Raw genomic sequence first — 17,233 nt, forward strand, 5'->3', positions numbered from 1 at the left:
GTCCGCGCCGATGAACCTGACTTGAACGCGTGGGCGCTTCAAAATTCAAAAATGCAACACATCTACTTGAAACGCGCGCTCGGCATTCCGACGTTGCGAACCAACATATTGCAGCCGATGGAAAGCTGTGCGCGCCAGCAACGTTGCCGCTTCCACCGTCCTGATCGAGGCTCCGCGTTAGCCGTTGGTTAACCTTTCCCGATCAGTCTGGCTGCAACATTCGCTTCCTCCTTGACCACGGATGTACTGGCATCGAAGTGAAGCGGATGACGAAAGGCCGGCTCGTTCCGGCCTTTTTGTTTTTCTGGCGTTCAAAGACGAACGCTTTTCCAGCCTATTTGGCCAACGCTTCCAGGATGCGGATCCAAGAACGGATGCCCTTGTGGTAGGAAGCGAGTTCGTACTTCTCGTTCGGCGAGTGAATGCGATCATCGCTGAGACCGAAGCCGACAAGCAGCGACTCCATGCCGAGCATCTTCTGGAAGTCGCCGACGATCGGGATCGATCCGCCCATGCCGATCACCACGGCCGGTTTCGGCCACTCGTCGGAGAGCGCATTCTTGGCCTTCGTCAGCACCGGCGAATCATAAGAGAGGTGGATGGCCGGCGAACCGCCATGCGGATGGAAGTCGACCGAGCAGTCCGCCGGGATTTTCGAGCGGACGTAGCTGCGGAAGCTTTCGCGGATGGCGTTCGGATCCTGGGTCCCGACGAGGCGGAAGGAAACCTTGGCCGAAGCCTTGGCTGCGATCACCGTCTTGAAGCCCTCACCGGTGTAGCCGCCCCAGATGCCGTTGATCTCGGCGGTCGGACGCGCCCATGTGAGCTCGAGAACCGACCGGTCCCTTTCGCCCGACGGGATCGACAGGCCGACCTCGCCCAGGAAGGTTTCCGCCGTTTTGCCGAGCGTTTCCCAGGATGCCTTGATATTGGCAGGCGTTTCCTCGACGCCGTCGTAGAAGCCTTCAAGGGTGATGCGGCCGGTCTCATCGTGCAGTCCGGCAAGCGCGGCAGTCAGGATATGGATCGGGTTCGCCGCGGCACCGCCGAACAAGCCGGAATGCAGATCGCGGTCGGCGGCCGTCACGACGATTTCCTCGCCGACAAGACCACGAAGGGCTGCTGCGATTGCCGGCGTATCGCGATCCCACATGCTGGTGTCACACACGAGCGCATAGTCCGCCTTCAATTCCGCGGCGTTGGCCTCAAGAAAAGGCTTCAACGACGGCGAACCCGATTCCTCTTCGCCTTCGAAGAGGATGGTGATGTGGCAAGGCAGTGCACCCTTGACTTCCTTGTAGGCACGGCAGGCCTCGACGAAAGTCATCAACTGGCCTTTGTCGTCGGCGGTGCCGCGGCCCGTCAGGATCTTCCGGCCGTTGCCGACATCCTTGATCGACGGTTCGAAGGGATCATTCTCCCAGAGCTCGATCGGATCGACTGGCTGCACGTCGTAGTGGCCGTAGAACAGCACATGCGGCGCGTCGGCGCTTGCGCCGGCGTGATGGGCCACGACCATGGGGTGGCCGGGCGTGTTACGCACGGACGCCTCGAAACCCAGGGTCTCGAGATAGGAAACCAGCCATTCAGCCGCCTTGCGGCACTCGGCCTTGTAGGCCGGGTCGGTGGAAATGGACTTGATGCGCAACAGCTCGAACAGCTTGTCGAGGCTCGATGTCAAATTCTGGTCCGCACGCGACAGCACCGGCATTACGTCAGTCATTTTCGACTCCTTTTGAAATTCGGCGGGACGATAGACCAAAGGCCGGTCGCTTTCGAGACGAAAAAGCAGGCAGGGAGCCAATGGCGAGAGATGGGCGCGTTAGACACAGCCGGGGGACGAGAGCACGAATAGCTGGCGGCGGGGGAGAGTTCTTTTCAGCGCATGCGGAGGAGTTCGACCATAACGGCGGCGGAACAGTGTCGATTACAGCTTCTTGGCATTGTCGAGCAGGCGGCGGATGTACTCGAGCGTCAGTTCGCGCTCGAAGCTCTTGAAGCCCTGAAACAGGGCCAGGTCCGCTTCACGCGCCGCCTCGATGGCGTCGTCTTCCATGCCTTTGGCCTTGTCCGTGAGAAAGATCAGCTGCGCGCGCTTGTCGGACGGATGCGGACGACGATCGATCAACCCGTCGCGCGCCATGCGCGCAAGCGTGTTCGCCATCGTCGCCTGTTCGATGTCGACGCGGGCCAGCAACTGCTTCTGCGTCAGCCCGTCCTCGGCCCAGAGTTCGAGAAGAACGGGGAATTGCCCGGGCGAAAAGCCGAGCCGCGCCGCGCGCTGCTGGAGCGAACGAGCGAAGCCCTTGGCCAGCTGGCTGGCAAGGTAAGCTCCCGAGTCCATTCGATTAATTCCCATCTTCTCAATTAGTCGCGGAAAACTCGATGAAACAATGCAACAAATCGCATACGACGCATCACAAATGCTTCATCGCAGGCTATGTTCGAAAGATAGAGCAGCAAAACAAAGCCGCCATAGCCTGGAGGTCTGGCTATGGCGGCTTTAAAATGGGGACAAAGGCCCGGAGAGGGGATAAGGCCTTTGTCCAAGTCCGAAGCGGCGGGGGACAAGCCAGCTATCAGACCCTCGACGCGATCAAACACGATCAAACGCCGGTAGTAATCATTTGTGATCGGGAATGTGGCTTTTCAAGGGAAAGCCGAGGATTGACTATTACAAATTAGTAACACTTTGGTGAGCCAGAAACTTTTCACCCTCGGAACTTTATATGGACCTTCCAAGGTCGCCGCGCTATCCATGACGCCATGAAAAAAGGCGATCATCTCTTCCTAATCGACGGCTCCGGTTTTATCTTTCGAGCCTTTCACGCACTTCCCCCTTTGACCCGCAAATCCGACGGTTTGCCGGTGGGCGCCGTGTCGGGTTTCTGCAACATGCTGTGGAAACTCCTGACCGATGCGCGCGACACATCGGTTGGCGCGACCCCGACGCATCTGGCCGTCATCTTCGACTATTCGGCAAAGACGTTCCGCAAGGATCTCTACGACGCCTACAAGGCGAACCGCTCGACACCGCCCGACGAACTCATCCCTCAGTTCGGTCTCATCCGTCACGCCACACGGGCCTTCAACCTGCCGTGCATCGAGACGGAGGGCTTCGAGGCCGACGACATCATTGCAACCTATGCTCGCCAGGCCGAGGCGCTCGGCGCCGACGTGACGATCGTGTCTTCGGACAAGGATCTGATGCAGCTGGTGACGACCAACGTCCACATGTACGACAGCATGAAGGACAAGCAGATCGGCATTCCTGATGTCATCGAGAAGTGGGGCGTTCCACCCGAGAAGATGATCGATCTCCAGGCGATGACCGGCGACTCGGTCGACAACGTGCCTGGCATCCCCGGCATCGGCCCGAAGACGGCGGCGCAACTGCTTGCCGATTACGGCGATCTCGACACGCTTCTCGAACGCGCGACCGAGATCAAGCAGGAGAAGCGCCGGCAGACGATCATCGAGAATGCCGACAAGGCCCGCCTGTCGCGCGAGCTCGTGCAGCTGCGCACCGATGTTCCGCTTGAACTCAAGGTCGAAGACCTGATCCTTGAGCCGCAGAACGGACCGAAGCTGATCGGCTTCTTGAAGGCAATGCAGTTTACCTCGCTGACGCGGCGCGTGGCCGAGGCTTGCGATTGCGATGCCAGCGCGATCGAAGCCGTGGATGTTCCGGTCCAGTGGGGTGCGGCAGCGCGCGGGCCGGATCTCGACGCCGCAGAGCCCGAGCCAGTTGCCGGCGGCATTCCCGACGTTGCCGGCGAGGCCGTGCCCGTTCCGGCAAAGGCGAACGGCGCGAATGGTCGCGAGGGTACCTTCCGGCCGGGCGATCTTGCCAAGGCGCGCGCCGAGGCCTTTGCCTCCCTGCCCTTCGACCACTCGCGCTATGTCACCATTCGCGACATCGCGACGCTCGACAAATGGATTGCCGATGCGCGAGAAACCGGACTGGTTGGCTTCGACACCGAGACCACGTCGCTCGATGCGATGCAGGCGGAGCTCGTCGGCTTCTCGATGGCGATTGCCGACAACGACAGGAACGCCACCGGCACCAGCATTCGCGCCGCCTACGTCCCGATCGCCCACAAGACGGGCGTCGGCGATCTGCTCGGCGGCGGGCTTGCGGACAACCAGATCCCGATGCGAGATGCCCTGCCCCGGCTGAAGGCACTGCTGGAAGACGAGTCGATCCTGAAGGTCGCCCAGAACCTCAAATACGACTACCTGCTGATGAAGCGCTACGGGGTCGAAACCAAAAACTTCGACGATACGATGCTGATCTCCTACGTGCTCGACGCAGGCACCGGCGCGCACGGCATGGACCCGTTGTCGGAGAAGTTCCTCGGCCACACGCCGATCGCCTACAAGGACGTGGCCGGCAGCGGTAAGTCGAACGTTACATTCGACCTCGTCGATATCGATCGCGCGACGCACTACGCCGCCGAGGATGCGGAGATCACGCTCAGGCTCTGGCTGGTGCTGAAACCGCGCCTTGCCGCCGAGAAGCTGACCACGGTTTACGAACGCCTCGAGCGGCCCTTGCTTCCGGTCCTGGCACACATGGAAGAACGCGGCATCACCGTCGACAGGCAGATCCTCTCGCGCCTGTCCGGCGATCTCGCACAAGGCGCCGCGGCACTCGAGGACGAAATTTTCAAGCTTGCAGGCGGTCGCTTTACTATCGGCTCGCCGAAGCAGCTGGGCGACATCCTGTTCGGCAAGATGGGACTTGCCGGTGGTACGAAGACGAAGACCGGCCAATGGTCGACCTCGGCAAGCGTTCTCGAAGACCTCGCCGCCGCGGGCTTCGAACTGCCGCGCAAGATCGTCGACTGGCGCCAGCTGACTAAGCTCAAGTCCACCTACACGGATGCGCTGCCGGGATACGTGCACCCCCAGACGAAGCGGGTTCACACCTCGTATTCGCTGGCCTCGACGACGACAGGTCGCCTGTCCTCCTCGGAACCAAACCTGCAAAACATTCCGGTTCGGACGGCGGAAGGCCGCAAGATCCGTACGGCCTTCATCTCGTCGCCGGGCCATAAGCTGATTTCGGCCGACTACAGCCAGATCGAGCTGCGCGTGCTCGCCCACGTCGCCGAGATTCCGCAGCTGACGCAGGCCTTCGCCGACGGCGTCGACATTCATACGATGACCGCATCGGAGATGTTCGGCGTGCCTGTCGAGGGCATGCCGTCAGAAGTGCGACGTCGCGCCAAGGCCATCAACTTCGGCATCATCTACGGTATCTCAGCCTTCGGCCTTGCCAATCAGCTCTCGATCGAGCGCTCGGAAGCGGGCGACTACATCAAGAAGTATTTCGAGCGCTTCCCCGGCATCCGCGACTACATGGACAGCCGCAAGCAGATGGCGCGTGACAAGGGTTACGTCGAAACGATCTTCGGGCGGCGAATCAACTATCCGGAGATTCGCTCGTCCAACCCGTCGGTTCGCGCCTTCAACGAGCGCGCCGCGATCAACGCGCCGATCCAGGGATCAGCCGCCGATATCATTCGCCGGGCCATGATCAAGATGGAGCCGGCGCTGGCCGAAGCAGGGCTTGGCGACCGCGTGCGCATGCTCCTACAGGTGCACGACGAACTGATCTTCGAAGTCGAGGACGCACACGTCGACAAGGCGACGCCGATCATCGTTTCGGTGATGGAGAACGCCACCATGCCGGCGCTCGAAATGCGGGTGCCGCTGAGAGTCGACGCGCGTTCGGCCACCAACTGGGACGAAGCGCACTGAGCGCTTCGTCGAAAATTCATTAAAATTTTCATTTCCTTCCAAGCCATTGATATAAAATGATTTTCCTTTTGTTTTTCGCCGAATGACCGCGCGGATGGAAGGAACTTATTAACCTTCATTTCCTAATTCGAAAGCCGATATTAGTTGCTAATCATGAGTGAGTAGCGGTCGTATGCGCTTTCCGAGAACCAATCTGACAGGGGCCGAGGAGATTTCCGCGGAAGTCGAAGGTGAACAGCTGCAGGAACACGCAGGCGAGAAGCCTACGGCACCAATCTGGCAGAGCAATTTTTCACTGGCTCCGAATGTGCGGTTCACCCGCACGCCCGAGAATCTGATCAATCCGAAGCGCGTACCGGCGCCGCCCTTTCGCACGCCGCCGCTTGCGCTGCAGGAACGCGTTGCGGCGGAAATCGGCGCGAGCGTGGAACAGCAGGCACCTGTTGTCGCGAACGCTCCGGTCGAAGTCTACGAAGCGGAGATCGCGCCGGCGATCGAGGTGCAGCCGACTGCCACCGCATTGCCGTTGATGTCGGTCGAGCCCGAGACTCACACCGTTGTCCGCGCATCCACGGAACTGGCTGCCATCTCGGACTTCGCATTCTGGGAGGTCATGGCCTTCGAGGAAGCGGCGGCCGAACCGATCCTGTTGCCGCCGGTCTCCCTGCCGAAGGCAGAGGTCAGCCCCGAATCGATCATCAGCCGGTTCCGCGTCATGGAGTGGCGGCCTGGTCGGCAACAGCCCGCAATGGCCGTAGCTTCGGTGCCTCAGCCGGTCGCCCCAGCCGCTGTCGCGCCTTCTCCCGGTTTGACGCGTAGCCGCGCCGCGCAAAACCCGGTCGCGACCGAACACAGCCGCGTGGAAGAAGCGGCGCAAGTCGAGCCGAAAGTGCAGCCTATCGCTCCGCTGCCAGTTCGCGCTTTGGCGCCACAGCCGCTCGCACCGGCACCGCGTTTTGCCGCACCGAAGGTCGTCGCCTCGAGGGTCGATCCCTCAGGCTACGAATTCCCGTCGCATTCGCTGCTGCAGGAGCCGCCTGAACGTGTCGGCGAGATCATGTCGCAGGAGACGCTGGAGCAGAATGCCGGCCTTCTGGAAAGTGTTCTCGAGGATTTCGGCATCAAGGGCGAGATCATCCATGTCCGCCCCGGCCCTGTTGTCACGCTTTACGAGTTCGAGCCGGCACCGGGCGTCAAGTCTTCCCGCGTCATCGGCCTCGCCGACGATATTGCCCGCTCGATGTCGGCCCTGTCGGCGCGTGTCGCCGTGGTTCCCGGCCGCAACGTCATCGGTATCGAATTGCCGAACGCGCTGCGCGAGACCGTCTACTTCCGTGAGATGATCGAAAGCCAGGATTTCGAGAAGAGCGGCTACAAGCTGGCGCTCGGCCTCGGCAAGACGATCGGCGGCGAACCCGTCATCGCCGAGCTCGCAAAGATGCCCCACCTGCTCGTTGCCGGCACCACCGGTTCGGGTAAGTCGGTCGCCATCAACACCATGATCCTGTCGCTGCTTTACCGGATGTCGCCCGAGCAGTGCCGCCTGATCATGGTCGATCCGAAGATGCTGGAACTCTCCGTCTATGACGGCATCCCGCACCTTTTGACGCCCGTCGTCACCGACCCCAAGAAGGCCGTCATGGCGCTGAAGTGGGCGGTGCGCGAGATGGAGGATCGGTATCGCAAGATGTCACGCCTCGGCGTGCGCAACATCGACGGCTACAACAGCCGCGTGGCGCAGGCGCGCGACAAGGGCGAGACCATCCATGTCATGGTCCAGACCGGCTTCGACAGAAGCACGGGCGCTCCGATCGAGGAGAGCCAGGAGATGGACCTGACGCCGATTCCCTATATCGTCGTCATCGTTGACGAAATGGCCGACCTGATGATGGTCGCCGGCAAGGAAATCGAAGGGGCGATCCAGCGCCTGGCGCAGATGGCGCGTGCTGCCGGTATCCACCTGATCATGGCGACGCAGCGCCCGTCGGTCGACGTCATCACCGGCACGATCAAGGCGAACTTCCCGACCCGTATCTCCTTCCAGGTGACGTCGAAGATCGACAGCCGCACTATTCTTGGCGAACAGGGCGCGGAACAACTGCTCGGCCAGGGTGATATGCTGCACATGCAGGGCGGCGGGCGGATTTCGCGCGTGCACGGACCGTTCGTTTCCGATGCCGAAGTCGAGAAGGTCGTCGCGCATCTGAAGACGCAGGGTCGGCCGGAATATCTCGACACCGTCACCGCTGACGAGGAAGAAGAGGACGGGGAAGAAGAGGACAGCGCAGTCTTCGACAAGAGCGCCATGGGCTCCGAAGACGGCGACGAGCTTTACCAGCAGGCGGTCAAGGTCGTGATGCGCGACAAGAAGTGCTCGACCTCCTACATCCAGCGCCGGCTCGGCATCGGCTACAACCGTGCGGCTTCGCTCGTCGAGCGCATGGAGAAGGAAGGTCTCGTCGGCCCGGCAAATCATGTCGGCAAGCGCGAGATCGTCGCTGGACGCGGCGAAGGCGAATAACGCAGTGGCAGCGGCATCCCACAAGGGGTGCCGCTGCCAGCAGTAATGTCCGCGCCGGAGAATGCTCCGGTACGGCTTGGCCTGGCTGGGAATGGGCAGGCAGCGGTTGTGGTCTATGTGGGTTGTCAGGCGGTACCGCCTGCCCGATTGCATCGAGGTCCCCGCGCTTCCAGGCCGACAGGAGCGTCTCTCGGCCTTTCCGTTGCGGTTGATCGCCGGTCCTGACGCCTGCGATCCTCCTCCTGCAAACATCATCGAACGCTGGACTTTCAACCCGTTTTGTCAGATCCGGCTCGCGACCCGGCTCCCTGTTCAATGACGTCATCAATGTGCGCCAGATCGTTGGCGCGGGGATCGACGGGGAAGATCAGTTCGTCCAAATCACTGAAAGTTCATTCGATTTTTTCCACGCACAACAAAATTGCGCCGTGACATCAGTCCACTTCGCCAGCCGCGAGACGTAAGGTCTCGCGTACGAAGTCGGTCTTGCCGCCTGTGTAATAGGCCCAATCGTCGTTCGCCTCGCTCATCAGGCGAAGCTTCAGCGCCGCGTATGCTTGCGCCCGCTGGGGATGCGCCCGCAAGTAATCGCGGAAAACGATGCGATCGCGGAGCACACGGTTATCGGATGAACAGAGATAGAGCCGCGCGCCATAGGAGCCCTTGCCGCAGGTGAAGGTCCAGCTCTGGTCGTTGTATTTGTCACCGTGAAACGCGTAGACGGAGAGGCCTTTTACCCGCTCGATCGCGGTCAGCAACCCATCCTCGTTGCGGAAAGCAGCGTGCAGATCGATCTTGGGCTTCGCGGCAAGGCCCGGAACCGATGTGCTGCCGACATGATGAAACACCGGTGCCAAGTCGGATAGCACCGGCTGCAGCTCTGCTTTGACCTCGTTGAAAAGCCGTGGCCACTCGGGATCGTAAGGAACGACAACGATTGCCATCGTACCTCCCGATCCTAAGCCACTTCGGTGAGGAAGCGGTTCAGCGCATCCACGATCCTGCGCTCGCCGTCTTCAAGCGAGCCGCTGTTATCGACGTCGGTCACGTCGTAGTCGCCACGCACCGTCAGCGGGCCGCGGGCGAGCCGCGCCATGATGTCTTCATGCGTCTCGCGACCGCGCGCCTCGAGTCGGCTTGCCAGAACCTCGGCAGTCGCCGTCACATTGATGACCTTGAGCCGCGGGAAAACAGCCTTGAAATGGTGAAGCGCCGAGCGCGAGCCATTGGCGATGACCAGATTTCCCTGCGCGAGCGACACCGACACTTCAGCTGGAATGCCATATTTCAAGCCGTGCGCTTCCCACCAGACCGCGAAGCTCCCGGCCTGCTCCATCGACGCAAAGCCCTGGTCGGACACGGCGAGATGCTGCTCGCCGCCGGCATGGGTGTGGCGAGTAATGACGCGTCGGACGAAATGCACCTCAGCACGACCCCGAAAGTGCTTGGCGGCGAGCGCCATCAGCGTGTCCTTGCCGGCGCCACTCGGGCCGACGACGACGACCATGATGCCGTGCTCGGTACCTGGAACGATGTGAGGTTCGTGCGACGGGTTCATGCGACACGGCGCCCTTCACGCCAAACAGCACGGGTGACCGGCACGCCGTGATCACGGAAAACGCGGACGAGATCGGCGCGCAGGCCAGTGGCGATGCGGCCGCGGTCGTTGAGGCTAACCGTGCGAGCTGGCGTCGCGGTGACCATGGCGATCGCCTTCGGCAGCGAAATGCACTCCACCTCGTCGGCAATCAGGAAGGGTGCGTAGAGCAGGCTGAGCGGGACGTAATCAGAGGACAGAACGTCGAGCACGCCGCGTTCGGCGAGATCGCGGGCGGCGATATTGCCGGAATGCGACTTGCCGCGCACGATGTTCGGGGCGCCCATCAGCACGCTCATGCCATGCTCGTGCGACGCCTTGGCGGCGTCGAAGCTGGTCGGGAATTCGGCGAGGCGTACGCCGTTCTCGATGGCTTCGTCGACATGGGCGAGCGTCGCGTCGTCGTGGCTGGCGACGGTGATGCCGCGCTCGGCGCAGACCTTGGAAATGGCCGTGCGGTGCGGCGTGGAATTGCGGTCAGATTCGGACACGCGACGATCAACGAACTTGGCGAACTCCGCATCGGAGAGACCGCGCTTCTTCTGGTAGTAGAAGATGTACTGGTCCATCGTCTGGAACTGCCGCTGGCCGGGCGCGTGGTCCATCAGCGAGACAAGACGGACATAGGGATCGTTCTCGAAATCGGCGAAGTGCTGCAGCACATTGTCGGCGGAGACCTCGCAGCGCAGGTGAAGCAGGTGCTCTGCACGCAGGCGGCCCTCCTGCTCGGCCTTCTGGATCGCATCGGCCATTTCGCGCATCTCGCCATGTTCGAAGCCGCCGTCCTCGTCGGCGCCCATGCGCAGGCAGTCGAAAACCGTGGTGATGCCTGAGGTGACGATCTGTGCGTCGTGCGCCTGGATTGCCGCCGTCTTGTGCCAACGCAGGCCGGGGCGCGGCGAATAGTGACCTTCCAGATGGTCGGTGTGCAGTTCGACGAGACCCGGGATCAGATAATCGCCTTCGAAATCCTCACCGACGCGGGAACTGCCCGTCGAGATATCGGCGATCTTGCCATCGCGGACGAGGACCGATCCTTCAACGATCTCATTCTCGAGAACGATGCGGGCATTTGAGAAGACTGTTTCTTTGGTCATCGAATATGGTCTTTCAATTTTTAGCGCCGGCGAGCGGCCACCAGGAATGGGCTTTGAACGGCGCGCCCCGCGCCTCCTCGACGAAAACGGCAAGGCCGCAAATGGGGAGCGGGCGGCCGATAAAGGCGGCGAAACGCTCCGCCAGAATGGCCTTCATCACGCCTGCACGCTCCTGCGGCACCTGGCCGGTCAGCGTCATGTGGAACCCGAAATCATCCATCACATAGGGATAGCCCCAGCGCAACAGATTGGCCCTCTGGCTTTCGCTCAGTTTCTCCGGGTTGCGGCGCGCTATATCCGCATCCGACAACGCGGCGCGAAACGGTTCGAAGGATTTTACCACCGTGGCGGCGAAATCCTGAAGCGGCGGATGCAGAAAAGCGGGCACCAGCGCAAAGAATTTACCCAACTGCCCAAGCACCAGCTCGGGAATGTCGAAGGCGGACGTGCGGGCGGCGAAATCCTCGACCACCTGGATCAGGTCCTTTTCGGTGACGGAGGCGGCCAGATGGAACGGTGCCTTGATCGTCGCGTGGAAAGCGTAGCGGCGAGGATCGGCTGTCAGTTCGAACTGCTCGGCGGCTGGCAGGTCCGGACAATCGGGAGCCGGATAAATTTCACCGGTGAAGGCATCGCGGCCGAGCCAGAGCGCGGCCGTGCCGTTCAAGGGGTCATCCTTCGGCGGTGTGAAATAGAGTGCGTAGCGCAAGGCTCGTATCCTGGGAATCGCTCGGAGTGCGGTCGCAGTCTTCAGTGATTTGACCACGACCGCAAGCTGGCTTCCGGCTAAAAGATTTCCGTGACAGAATGATGATGGTCCTGAACGATCCCGCGCTTTTTTCAGTGGGCCTTGGTCCCCATCAGACGGTGACGCAGGGCGTTCGACGCCATGTCGAACAGGAACACGACGATCAGGATCAGCAGCACCATGTAGGCGACGTTTTCCCAGTTCGCGTTGGTGCGCATCGCTTCCCACAGCTTGAGACCGATGCCGCCAGCGCCAACCGCGCCGATGATCGTTGCGCCGCGGACGTTCGATTCCCACTGGTAGAGCGTCTGGCTGACGAAGACCGGGACGATCTGCGGGATGATGCCATAGCGATGGGTGAGCACGGTGGAGGCACCGGTCGACTTGATGCCTTCGCGCGGCTTGTTGTCGACGTTTTCCAGACCCTCGGAATAGAGCTTGCCGAGCGTGCCCGTTTCCGTGAGGAAAATCGCGCCGGAGCCGGCCAAGGGACCGGGACCGAAGGCGCGGGTCAGAAAGAGCGCCCAGATCAACATGTCGACCGAGCGCAGGAAATCAAAGAACCGCTTCAGGACCTGGTTCAGGACCTTGTTCGGGGTGATATTGCGCGCAGCCAGAAAGGCCAGCGGGAAAGCAAGCAACGCGCCGAGCAGCGTTCCCAAAAAGGCCATCACGATGGTCTGGAACAGCTTGGTCCAGACGTCGCCGTGCTGCCAGGCGCTGTTGTGCCAGATATTATCGAAGGCAAGCGACAGGTTGGACTGGCCGGGCTTCAGGTCCGGACCCGAAACGATCAGGCTGATAACCTCGGTCGCCGGCTTGTCGAAGAACGGCGACTGCGTGTCGAAGACGAAATTCGCCCAACCGAGGAAGCGCTTGCGGACTTTCACGCGATCGACCGAGATGCTGACATCGCCGGCAAATCCGAGATCGGCAAGGACGTTGTCATCGTAGACCGTCATCCAGGCAGGGACCGGGCCGACGACCTTCGGGGCGCCGCTGGAGACGTCCACCGGCACGCTGATGCCATGAGCCGTGAGAACCGTTTCCTTGCTGGAGATCGTGACTGTGCGGCTTGTGCCCATGACGGAGGCTGTGACGCTGCCATCGGGATTGTTCACAACCCAGTCGGGATGCGGATCGTCGCCGAGCGGCGAGAAGCGCGGATACTTGACCGTGATGCCATCATCACCGATGCGGAACTCCGGCTGCACGTCATAGCTGACCCACTGGCTGAGATAGAGGCCGACGCGCTCCCAGTGAGCTTCGGCAAGCAGCTTCGGCAGGTCGAAGAACCAGGTCGCGTAAAGCGCATAGACGAGAGTCGCGATCACGATCATCAGGCCGCCGAAGCGCTGCTTGAAGGACCGCTTGAAATATTCCGGATAGCGCTGCTCGATCTCGTGCATCCGGTTGGCGTCGATCACCGTCATGGCGGACCTCAATGCTGCAAAAGGAAGGCGTGCTCGCCGACGAGGCGGCGGCGCAGCCATGCGGAGAACTGGTCGACCGCAACGATTGTGATGAAAAGCAGGAGAACGAGCGCCATCGTCTTGGCGCCGAATCCACGCGAGATGGAGAGCTTCAGCTCCTCGCCGATACCGCCGCCGCCGACGGCACCGATGATGGTGGAGGCGCGGACGTTGATCTCGAGGCGCAGCAGTGCGTAGGAGACGAAGTTCGGCATGACCTGCGGCATCGCGGCGAAGCGGACGCGCTCCGACCAGCTGGCACCGACGGCTTTCATGCCTTCATCCGGCTTCATGTCGATGTTTTCGACGACCTCATAGAAGAGTTTACCGAGCGCCCCGATAGTGTGCAGGCTGACCGCGATGATCGCGGCAACCGGACCGATCGATAGGATGGCCGAAAACAGGCCGGCGATGACGATCTCGGGGAAGGCACGCAGGAATTCCGTCAGACGCTTGGCGACGATGCGCAGCGGATTGGATGGTGCCAGATTGCGGGCCACGAGAAAGCTCAGCGGCACGGCGAAGATGAAGCCGATGAGAGTCGAGACCAGCGCGACGTTGATCGTGATGATCATCAAATGGAAATATTCGGGAATATAGAAATCGCCCCAGACATAGACGCGACCCTCGGCGAAATTGTACTCCTCGCCGGTCTTCTGGATCGGGCTTGTGACATCGAACAGGGCGCGCCAGACGTCATTCCAATCCTTGGGAATGAGCCAGCTCAGAAAATCGAATAGATGCGGCAGGCGTTCGAAGAAATGGCCGGCATTGCTTTCGTCTGCGAACCGTACCGAGGCGACAAAGGCAGCCAGCAGGACCACCAGCCCGAGACCGGTATAGAGGCGACGGCGGGCCACCATCTTGCTCCAGGCGTCACCGATTTCACTTGCGCTTTGCTGGACGGCGGGCGCTTGGGCGTTGGGATCGGCAAAAGTCATGAAGGGTGTCCGCTTTCTTCGCAGGAAAAAGGGCGGCTTGTGACGGCCGCCCTCCAACTGTCAGGATTGATCAACCGCCGATGGCAGCCTTACGAGCGTCGATGATGGCGTTGTAGAAGTCAGCCTGAACCTTGGTGTAGCCCTGGTAGTCGCCGCCTTCGATGGCTGCGAAGCACTTGGCATCCTTTTCCGGGAGCTTCATGAAGAAGTCGGTGAGCTTGGCCTGCCAATCAGCGCCGAGTTCGTTGCGAACGACGAGCGGGCCGTTCGGGATCAGCGGCGAACGCCAGACTTCAACCAGCTTGTTCGGGTCTACGGTGCCCTTGTCGACGGCCTTGCGGAAGGTGCCGGAGGTGTAGCCGTCCTTGAAATCGCCGATGCCCGAGGAATCATCAACAGCGATGTCGACCTTGCCGTCGTAAGCGGCGAGAAGGTTGTTCTCGTGGCCGCCGTTGAACTGCGTGGACGCGAAGTACTGGTCGTTCGGCATGCCAGTGTCCTTCGGGATCTGCGTCAGCGGGATCAGGTAGCCCGAGGTGGAGTCCGGATCGGCGTAGCCGAGCTTCTTGCCCTTTGCGTCCTTGATGTCCTTGATGCCGGAGGACTTCAGGGCGAGACCGATCGAGTGGTAGCCCGTCGAGCCGTCCTTCTGAACCGTCGTCAGGATCGGGGTAACGGCCTTGTCGTCCTTGATGGCGATGGCGGCGTAGCCGGAAGCGCCGAGCTCCGCGAAGTCGAGCGTGCCGCCGAGCAGACCCTGGATAACGCCGTCATAGTCAGCAGCCGGGAAGAGCGAAACCTTCTCGAAGCCGAACTCGGTCTTCAGGTGGTCAGCCAGGCAAGCGTAGTTGCGCAGGCGGTCGGCTTCGTTTTCGCCGCCGAGGATGCCGACGCGGAATTCCTTGAGGTCTGCGGCATGCGAGACGCCGGCAAGCGCAAACAGCGCCGTCGCGGCAAAGAGTGCTTTCTTCAACATGGTACTCTCCTGATTGACCGGTGTCCCCGGCGATCTCTGGTTAGAAGAAGGTGCCCATAACGCGGGCTTACGATCGAGGCCGCCCCTCTCAGAGACCGGCCAGCGCCAGCGGTTGCGAGCCGGCGGATTGATTGGCGGCAACGGCCGCGGGAATGTTGATCGAGGTCGAGGTCATCGTCTCGTCGATGCTGGCGCCATCCTTGTCGGTGCCGTAGATCTGCTTGACGGCATCGGCGGTCAATTCGGAAGGCCTGCCATCGAACACGACGCGGCCAGCGGCCATCCCGACGATGCGTTCGCAATAGTTGCGGGCCGTATCGAGCGTATGAAGGTTGGTGATGACGGTGATGCCTTCGCGCTCGTTGATATCGCGCAGCGCGTCCATGACGATCTTCGCATTGAGCGGGTCGAGCGAGGCGATCGGCTCGTCGGCGAGCACCATCTTCGGGTTCTGCATCAGGGCGCGGGCAATCGCCACGCGCTGCTGCTGGCCGCCCGACAGAGTGCCGGCCATCTGCAAAGCCGTCTGCTCGATGCCGAGACGCTCAAGGGCAGCGATGGCGTGGATGCGCTCTTCGCGGCTAAAAAGACCGAGCAGGCTCATCGTGGTCGAACGATGGTTGAGACGACCGAGCATGACGTTGGTCAGAACGTCGAGACGCGGAACGAGATTGAACTGCTGGAAGATCATCGCGCAATCGCGCTGCCAGTTGCGCAGCGCCTGGCCACGGAGACTGGAAACCTCGACGCCGGCGAAATGGATCGAGCCCGACGTCGGCTCCTGCAGGCGGTTGATCATGCGCAGAAGCGTGGACTTACCGGCGCCGGAACGGCCGATAATGCCGACCATCTGGCCCTGAGGAATGTCGAGCGTCACGGAATCAACAGCTGTCTTCCTTCCGAAACGGCGGGTGACATTCTTCAGTTCGAACATCATGCTCTTCCTCATAGTCCAGATGCGATATGAGGGAGTGCATTAGTCCCGGTTCATGAAGCTCCAATGTCAGTTTTATGTAAGGACTGTCATAATCGAGTTTTGGGGGATAACGAAGCCCGGCCGGTTTGCCTGAAGATAAGAGCCTGCCAGTCGGCGTCTCGCCTCGCGATTTCAACCCCCGGCCTGTCGCCATTGACGGTTGACCGGACCGCCAGTCGATGGCAGGCAATCCGGGACCCGACGATAGTGGAGTAAAGCGATGGACCAGACACTCTTCAAAAGCCTGTGCAAAGACGGGAAGTTCAAAGAGGCCCTCGCTCTCGCCATCCGCGGACACGAGGACGAGAAGTTCACGCCCAGCCGCTTTTCCATGGACAAGAAGACCGGACTGCCGATCTTCTACCGCGGCAACAAGCGCGTCGAACCTGACGAGACCGGTGAATGGCAGCTGGCGAAGAACCCATGGGCGTGAGGGCCGAAGCCAAGAGTTGATTGCGGCAACGGCGACGGCGGCGCGTGCAGCCACCTGGCCTCAAGGCGTTTCGGACAGCTGCGAGCGATATCCGTGCCGGCGGCGCCTATCGGAAACCTGCACTTCCGCGCGCGGGCCGACTTGGGTCAACTTTCATCGGATACCCTTGCCACGCCGTGACAGGCGGCCGCGCTCGGCGAGTTCATCCGCGCGCTCGTTGCCGGCAAGGCCCGAATGGCCCTTGCACCAGGCGATCGTCAGCAGGCGATTGCGCGAGAGTTGAGCGTCTATCGCCTTCCAAAAATCCGGATTTGCGATGGTGCGGCTTCGGACCTTCGCGTTGGCGCTTATCTTCTTCCAGCCGTTGTTCTTCCAGATGTGGCGCCAGTGATTGCAGCCTTTGACGGCGTAAACGGAGTCGGACCAGACGACGGCTGTTTCCCCCGCTGCATTGCTGTTGATCCACGCCACCGCTTCGAGCAGCGCGATCAGTTCGGTCGCATTGCTGGCGGTGTCCCTGACACAGCCAAAACCGGAGGCGACTTCGGCATCGTCGCGAAAGACCACAAATGCCCAGCCGCCCTCCCCTGAATCGGGTTCGTAACAACCGTCGGCGAAGACGTGGAGATCGTGCCTGGAGCCAATATTTTCAGCAAGGAGAATAGTGTCGGTGTTGTCGGTCATTTGCGCCTTGTGACATCCATCC

General features: G+C 61.2%; 14 protein-coding genes. 3 read left to right on the forward strand and 11 right to left on the reverse strand.

Annotated features, from left to right (window positions below):
- Nucleotides 1-334: 334 nt before the first annotated feature.
- Both IB248_RS07580 and IB248_RS07585 read right to left on the reverse strand, forming a co-directional pair.
- Complete coding sequence (locus IB248_RS07580) at nucleotides 335-1,723, reverse strand: M20/M25/M40 family metallo-hydrolase (RefSeq protein WP_192240635.1); 1,389 nt, start codon at nucleotides 1,721-1,723, stop codon at nucleotides 335-337.
- A gap of 204 nt (nucleotides 1,724-1,927) precedes the next feature.
- Nucleotides 1,928-2,344: a MarR family transcriptional regulator gene (locus IB248_RS07585; protein WP_016552356.1), complete on the reverse strand. Its 417-nt coding sequence runs from the start codon at nucleotides 2,342-2,344 to the stop codon at nucleotides 1,928-1,930.
- 422 nt (nucleotides 2,345-2,766) lie between these two features.
- Here IB248_RS07585 and polA point away from each other — a divergent pair, with 422 nt between their 5' ends.
- Both polA and IB248_RS07595 read left to right on the forward strand, forming a co-directional pair.
- Nucleotides 2,767-5,766, forward strand: coding sequence for a DNA polymerase I (polA, locus tag IB248_RS07590; RefSeq protein ID WP_192240636.1), 3,000 nt, complete (start codon nucleotides 2,767-2,769; stop codon nucleotides 5,764-5,766).
- Between the two features lie 172 nt (nucleotides 5,767-5,938).
- Nucleotides 5,939-8,287 (forward strand): DNA translocase FtsK, encoded by a 2,349-nt coding sequence (locus tag IB248_RS07595; RefSeq protein WP_192240637.1) that lies wholly within the window; start codon nucleotides 5,939-5,941, stop codon nucleotides 8,285-8,287.
- A gap of 434 nt (nucleotides 8,288-8,721) precedes the next feature.
- Here the strand turns inward: IB248_RS07595 and IB248_RS07600 are convergent, their stop codons facing one another.
- The 8 genes from IB248_RS07600 to phnC all read right to left on the reverse strand — a co-directional run bounded on the left by IB248_RS07600 (nucleotide 8,722) and on the right by phnC (nucleotide 16,052).
- Entirely contained in the window at nucleotides 8,722-9,231 is a 510-nt protein-coding gene (locus tag IB248_RS07600; RefSeq protein WP_018855255.1) for a GrpB family protein, read from the reverse strand.
- Nucleotides 9,232-9,245: 14 nt separating this feature from the next.
- Nucleotides 9,246-9,845 (reverse strand): phosphonate metabolism protein/1,5-bisphosphokinase (PRPP-forming) PhnN, encoded by a 600-nt coding sequence (gene phnN, locus IB248_RS07605; protein ID WP_192240638.1) that lies wholly within the window; start codon nucleotides 9,843-9,845, stop codon nucleotides 9,246-9,248.
- Nucleotides 9,842-10,981 (reverse strand): alpha-D-ribose 1-methylphosphonate 5-triphosphate diphosphatase, encoded by a 1,140-nt coding sequence (locus IB248_RS07610; protein ID WP_192240639.1) that lies wholly within the window; start codon nucleotides 10,979-10,981, stop codon nucleotides 9,842-9,844. Before IB248_RS07610 ends, phnN begins: the two co-directional genes overlap by 4 nt.
- Nucleotides 10,982-10,994: 13 nt before the next feature.
- Nucleotides 10,995-11,690: a DUF1045 domain-containing protein gene (locus IB248_RS07615; protein WP_192240640.1), complete on the reverse strand. Its 696-nt coding sequence runs from the start codon at nucleotides 11,688-11,690 to the stop codon at nucleotides 10,995-10,997.
- A 131-nt stretch (nucleotides 11,691-11,821) separates the two neighbouring features.
- Nucleotides 11,822-13,162 (reverse strand): phosphonate ABC transporter, permease protein PhnE, encoded by a 1,341-nt coding sequence (gene phnE, locus IB248_RS07620; RefSeq protein ID WP_192240641.1) that lies wholly within the window; start codon nucleotides 13,160-13,162, stop codon nucleotides 11,822-11,824.
- 8 nt (nucleotides 13,163-13,170) lie between these two features.
- Entirely contained in the window at nucleotides 13,171-14,142 is a 972-nt protein-coding gene (gene phnE, locus IB248_RS07625) for a phosphonate ABC transporter, permease protein PhnE (protein ID WP_192240642.1), read from the reverse strand.
- A gap of 70 nt (nucleotides 14,143-14,212) precedes the next feature.
- Nucleotides 14,213-15,118, reverse strand: coding sequence for a phosphonate ABC transporter substrate-binding protein (gene phnD, locus IB248_RS07630; RefSeq protein ID WP_018855261.1), 906 nt, complete (start codon nucleotides 15,116-15,118; stop codon nucleotides 14,213-14,215).
- Between the two features lie 88 nt (nucleotides 15,119-15,206).
- Nucleotides 15,207-16,052, reverse strand: coding sequence for a phosphonate ABC transporter ATP-binding protein (gene phnC, locus IB248_RS07635; protein ID WP_192240710.1), 846 nt, complete (start codon nucleotides 16,050-16,052; stop codon nucleotides 15,207-15,209).
- 262 nt (nucleotides 16,053-16,314) lie between these two features.
- Between phnC and IB248_RS07640 the strand changes: the two genes are divergently transcribed.
- Complete coding sequence (locus tag IB248_RS07640; protein WP_016552344.1) at nucleotides 16,315-16,527, forward strand: hypothetical protein; 213 nt, start codon at nucleotides 16,315-16,317, stop codon at nucleotides 16,525-16,527.
- A 153-nt stretch (nucleotides 16,528-16,680) separates the two neighbouring features.
- Here IB248_RS07640 and IB248_RS07645 read toward each other — a convergent pair whose 3' ends face one another.
- Entirely contained in the window at nucleotides 16,681-17,211 is a 531-nt protein-coding gene (locus IB248_RS07645; RefSeq protein ID WP_113488949.1) for a ribonuclease H, read from the reverse strand.
- Between the last annotated feature and the right edge of the window lie 22 nt (nucleotides 17,212-17,233).

The sequence above is a fragment of the Rhizobium sp. RHZ01 genome, from assembly GCF_014851595.1.
Lineage (GTDB): Bacteria > Pseudomonadota > Alphaproteobacteria > Rhizobiales > Rhizobiaceae > Rhizobium > Rhizobium altiplani.

Coding starts and splice junctions, on each gene's coding strand:
- IB248_RS07580 (WP_192240635.1), bottom strand. CDS start 1,723: ATGACTGACGTAATGCCGGTGCTGTCGCGTGCGGACCAGAATTTGACA.
- IB248_RS07585 (WP_016552356.1), bottom strand. CDS start 2,344: ATGGACTCGGGAGCTTACCTTGCCAGCCAGCTGGCCAAGGGCTTCGCT.
- polA (WP_192240636.1), top strand. CDS start 2,767: ATGAAAAAAGGCGATCATCTCTTCCTAATCGACGGCTCCGGTTTTATC.
- IB248_RS07595 (WP_192240637.1), top strand. CDS start 5,939: ATGCGCTTTCCGAGAACCAATCTGACAGGGGCCGAGGAGATTTCCGCG.
- IB248_RS07600 (WP_018855255.1), bottom strand. CDS start 9,231: ATGGCAATCGTTGTCGTTCCTTACGATCCCGAGTGGCCACGGCTTTTC.
- phnN (WP_192240638.1), bottom strand. CDS start 9,845: ATGAACCCGTCGCACGAACCTCACATCGTTCCAGGTACCGAGCACGGC.
- IB248_RS07610 (WP_192240639.1), bottom strand. CDS start 10,981: ATGACCAAAGAAACAGTCTTCTCAAATGCCCGCATCGTTCTCGAGAAT.
- phnE (WP_192240641.1), bottom strand. CDS start 13,162: ATGACGGTGATCGACGCCAACCGGATGCACGAGATCGAGCAGCGCTAT.
- phnE (WP_192240642.1), bottom strand. CDS start 14,142: ATGACTTTTGCCGATCCCAACGCCCAAGCGCCCGCCGTCCAGCAAAGC.
- phnD (WP_018855261.1), bottom strand. CDS start 15,118: ATGTTGAAGAAAGCACTCTTTGCCGCGACGGCGCTGTTTGCGCTTGCC.
- phnC (WP_192240710.1), bottom strand. CDS start 16,052: ATGTTCGAACTGAAGAATGTCACCCGCCGTTTCGGAAGGAAGACAGCT.
- IB248_RS07640 (WP_016552344.1), top strand. CDS start 16,315: ATGGACCAGACACTCTTCAAAAGCCTGTGCAAAGACGGGAAGTTCAAA.
- IB248_RS07645 (WP_113488949.1), bottom strand. CDS start 17,211: ATGACCGACAACACCGACACTATTCTCCTTGCTGAAAATATTGGCTCC.